5 protein-coding genes are annotated in these 4,161 nt (G+C 72.1%); 2 read left to right on the top strand and 3 right to left on the bottom strand.

Features of this window, described 5'->3' with window-relative positions; genetic code table 11:
- On the top strand, nt 1–720 hold the full coding sequence (locus HTZ82_RS06080; protein ID WP_175408243.1) for a flavodoxin family protein: 720 nt from the start codon (nt 1–3) through the stop codon (nt 718–720).
- Nucleotides 721–762: 42 nt separating this feature from the next.
- Here HTZ82_RS06080 and HTZ82_RS06085 read toward each other — a convergent pair whose 3' ends face one another.
- The 3 genes from HTZ82_RS06085 to HTZ82_RS06095 all read right to left on the bottom strand — a co-directional run bounded on the left by HTZ82_RS06085 (nt 763) and on the right by HTZ82_RS06095 (nt 3,396).
- The gene (locus HTZ82_RS06085) at nt 763–1,737 is read right to left on the bottom strand and encodes a sigma-70 family RNA polymerase sigma factor (RefSeq protein WP_175408244.1); all 975 of its coding nucleotides are present in this window, start codon (nt 1,735–1,737) and stop codon (nt 763–765) included.
- Between the two features lie 128 nt (nt 1,738–1,865).
- Nucleotides 1,866–2,903: a GerMN domain-containing protein gene (locus HTZ82_RS06090; protein ID WP_175408245.1), complete on the bottom strand. Its 1,038-nt coding sequence runs from the start codon at nt 2,901–2,903 to the stop codon at nt 1,866–1,868.
- 100 nt (nt 2,904–3,003) lie between these two features.
- Nucleotides 3,004–3,396 carry a DUF5997 family protein gene (locus HTZ82_RS06095; protein ID WP_175408246.1) on the bottom strand — a complete coding sequence of 131 codons (393 nt, stop codon included), beginning with the start codon at nt 3,394–3,396 and terminating at the stop codon, nt 3,004–3,006.
- A 59-nt stretch (nt 3,397–3,455) separates the two neighbouring features.
- Here HTZ82_RS06095 and HTZ82_RS06100 point away from each other — a divergent pair.
- The coding region (locus HTZ82_RS06100; protein ID WP_175408247.1) for a LysR substrate-binding domain-containing protein at nt 3,456–4,161 on the top strand (706 nt) is incomplete at its 3' end.

A 4,161-nucleotide genomic window follows, 5' to 3' on the forward strand; every position in this document is an offset into this window, starting at 1 on the left:
ATGGGTGAGGCCGCGCCGTATCGGTTCGACGATCTGCGGGCGTTGTTCGTCAACTGCACGCTCAAGCCGTCGCCCGAGCTGAGCCATACGCAGGGGCTGGTGGAGCTCAGCCGGTCGATCATGGAGCGGCAGGGTGTGCGGGTCGACCAGATCCGGGCCGTCGACCACGATCTCGCGCCCGGCGTGTTCCCGGACATGACGGACCACGGTGCCGCGACCGACGAGTGGCCGGTGCTGTACCCGCGGGTCATGGACGCGGACATCCTGGTGCTCGCAGGGCCCGTGTGGCTCGGGGACAACAGCTCGGTCATGAAGCGGGTCGTGGAGCGGCTCTACTCCTGCTCCGCGCTCCTCAACGACGCCGGGCAGTACGCCTATTACGGCCGCGTCGGCGGATGTCTCGTCACCGGCAACGAGGACGGGGCCAAGCACTGCGCCATGAACGTCCTGTACTCGCTCCAGCACCTGGGCTACGCCGTGCCGCCGCAGGCCGACGCCGGGTGGGTCGGCGCGGCCGGCCCTGGCCCGTCGTACCTCGACGAGAACTCCGGCGGCCCGGACAACGACTTCACCAACCGCAACACCACGTTCATGACCTGGAACCTGCTGCACCTGGCGCGGCTGCTGAAGGACGCCGGGGGCTTCCCCGCGTACGGCAACCAGCGCTCCGCCTGGGAGGCCGGGTGCCGGTTCGACTTCCCGAACCCGGACTACCGCTGAGACGACCGCCGAGGCAACGGCCGGGAGCCGGATGTCCCGGCCTCAGCCCGCCCAGTCCAGCAGGGGCCTCCGGCGCTCCGGGGCGCGGAGCTTCGCCATCGCGCGGTGCTCCACCTGGCGTACCCGCTCCGTGGTCAGACCGAGCTGTTCGGCCACCTGCCTGCGGGTGTGCGTGCGGCCGTCGTGCAGTCCGTACCGGAGGGTGAGGACCATCGCCTCGCGCGGTTCGAGTGTGGCGATGGTCGCGCGGAGCTGCTCGACGAGGGCGTGGTACTCGGCGACGTGCGGCGCCTGGAGGACCTCGGCGTCCTCGATGAGGTCACCGACGACCGTCTCGCCTGATTCGCCGACGGGGGTGTCGAGGCTGATGGCCTCGCGCCCCACGTGGCGCAGCATGGTGACCCTCTCGACGGACATGTCCGCCGCCTCGGCGGCCTCATCGGCGGTCGGCTCGCGGCCGAGGCGCAGCTGGAGCTCGCGTTCCTTGCGGCCGAGCTTGGACAGGTCCTCCACCAGGTGGACCGGCAGCCGCACGGTGCGGGCGTGCTGGGCCAGGCCGCGTTCGATGGCCTGGCGGATCCACCAGGTGGCGTACGTCGAGAACTTGTAGCCCTTGGCGTAGTCGAACTTCTCGACGGCCCGGATGAGACCGAGGTTGCCCTCCTGGACGACGTCGAGGAAGGGCAGCCCTCGGTGGCTGTGCTTCTTGGCGACGGCCACCACGAGCCGCAGGTTGGCGCGGACCATGTGGTCCTTGGCGTGCTGCCCGTCGCGGGCCACCGCCTTCAGGTCCTCGCTGCGCGCGGCCGGCAGTTCGCGCCGGTCCGCCTCGGCCTCGCGGAGGAGTTCGTCCGCGTACACGCCGGCCTCGATGCGCTTCGCCAGGTCGACCTCCTCGGCCGCTGTGAGGAGGGGCGTCGCGGAGATCTGCGCGAGGTACTGCCGTACGAGGTCGGTCGTGTCGTCACGCTCGACGGACTCGGCCCGGCGCGAGGCCGTGACGGCGGTCTTCTCCATGGTCGCTCACCAGCTGTCGGTCGGGGCGTGGTGTCCGGCTCTGTCCCGGCGCTCCCCGTACGGCGACGGGTTGCACCCAGGGACGGGGGTAAACGCGAGGGGCGTGCCGACTGTGCGTTCCCCGCCGGTCAGCGGTTCACCGTGACCGGGACGGTGTCCGAGATCACAGGCCGTCCGTCCTTCGGTGACTCCCAGTAGGCCGTCAGGAGGCCGGGCCCGGAGCGGGCGGCCTCGTACGGGACGGTCACGTCGAACGTGCCGCGCGTGCCGCTGCCCGAGGTGGCCGTGCCGTAGAGGTCGGCGGCGGTGCGGCCGGCCGCGTCGGTGATTTTCAGCCGGAACGTGGCCTCGAAGGTGTTCGCGGTCCCCCACACCCGCACCGGACTGCCGATGGTCTCGCCGATCATCGGGGACTCCACCAGGATGTCGGGCGTCAGGTCCTCGAAGTCGGCCCGGCCGACGGGCTTGTTCAGCTCGATGCCCTCGCCGCCGAAGCTGCGCACCGGCTTGCCGTCGAGGGCGAACTGCACCTTGTCGATAGTGGGGAACCGGGTGGCGGTGAAGACGACCTGGGCGAGGCGGGCCCGCATGGACAGGGTGCCGCCCCCGTCGTCGTACCGCTCGGACAGGTCGACGGTCGCGACGCGGTCCCGTACGGCGACGGAGTTCAGCGTCGTACCGGCGGGGATGGCGGTCGTACGGTCGTGCCCGCGCTCGAATCCGGTGGGTCCGGCGAGCAGGGCGCGCAGGGCGCCGGCGGCGGTGGAGGGGGCGGCCACGGGGCGTGGGGCCGGGGAGACCTGCTCGCCGTGCAGGAAGTAGACGGCGGCGCGGACCTGCTTCGGCGGGGTGCCGCCGGTCGGCGTCGACGGGGGCGGCGTGTTCGGCGGGGCCGGCGTGGCCGGGTCGGTGGGCGTCGTCGGCGGAGGGGCGGTGGGTGTGGCGGGACCGGGGGTGGTCGTGGGGGTGGCGGACCGTGGTGTGCCGGTGCCGGTGCCGGTCCCGGTGGTCCCGGTCCCGGTGCCGTTGGTGTTGCTGGTGTTGCCGTTCCCGTTTCCGTTGGCGCACGCGGTGAGTGCGAGGGGGAGGATCAGTACGGTGGCGAGCGCCGCCGCCGTACGGAGCCTGTGGGTGGATGCGAGTGTCGTACGGGTCTGAGAGCCCATGGCAGCCTCCTCCGACCCCTCATGGAAACACCCCTGCCGCCCGTTGCAAAAGCCCTGGTCGGCTACGGGTTTCCGGGGCGGTGCGGCGCCGCGCCGCCTCCTACTCGGACTGCTGCGCCTGCTCCGCCTGCTTCGCCTTGATGCGGGCGGCTTCCTTGCGTACCTCGGCCTGGGTGGCGCGCTCCTTCTGGAGCCACTCCGGGTTCTCCTGCTTGAGCGCCTCGATCTGGTCCGTGGTGAGCGCCTCGGTGATCCCGCCGCGGGCCAGGCCCGAGATGGAGACGCCGAGCTTGGCCGCGACGACGGGCCGCGGGTGCGGGCCGTCGCGCCGCAGGTCGCGGAGCCACGCGGGCGGGTCGGCCTGGAGCGCGTTCAGTTCGCCGCGCGAGATGACACCCTCCTGGAACTCTGCGGGGGTGGCCTCGAGGTACACACCCAGCTTCTTCGCCGCGGTCGCGGGCTTCATGGTCTGGGCGTTCTGGTGCGACGTCATGCCGTCCAGGATATCGAGCGTGTGCGCGGCCTCCGACCATGGCGGGTAGCCTGTGCTGCGTGACAGGCTCGGAAGTACCCCGTTCGTTCCGGCTCGGGTACGTCCCGGGTGTGACGCCCGCCAAGTGGGTGCGGATCTGGCAGGAGCGCCAGGCCGGCATCCCGCTGACGCTGGTCGCGCTGTCCGCGGCCGAAGCACCCGACGCGCTGCGGCGGGGTGAGGTGGACGCCGGATTCGTACGGCTGCCGGTCGACGGTACGGACCTGAGCGCGATCCCGCTCTACACGGAGACGACGGTGGTCGTCGTCCCGAAGGACCATGTGGTGACGGCGGCCGACGAGGTGTCCGCCGCTGACCTGGCCGACGAGATCGTGTTCCATCCGCTCGACGACACGCTCGACTGGGAGCGCCCGCCCGGGAAGCCCGCCTTCGAGCGGCCCGCCACGACGGGCGACGCGGTCGAGCTGGTGGCGGCGGGGGTCGGGCTGCTGGTCGTGCCGCAGTCGCTGGCGCGTCTGCACCACCGCAGGGACCTCACGTACCGGCCGCTCACGGATGTGCCGCAGTCGCGGGTCGCGCTGTCGTGGCCCCAGGAGGAGACCACCGATCTGGTGGAGGACTTCATCGGGATCGTCCGCGGCCGGACGGTCAACAGCTCGCGGGGCCGCAGGGCCGGGGCGCCGGAGGAGCCGCCGAAGGGCGGGGCCAAGGGAGGCGCCAAGGGCGGTGCGCAGCGGAAGACCGCGGGAGGCGGCAAGGCTGCGG

The sequence above is a fragment of the Streptomyces sp. TRM64462 genome (genome assembly GCF_013362995.1).
GTDB lineage: Bacteria > Actinomycetota > Actinomycetes > Streptomycetales > Streptomycetaceae > Streptomyces.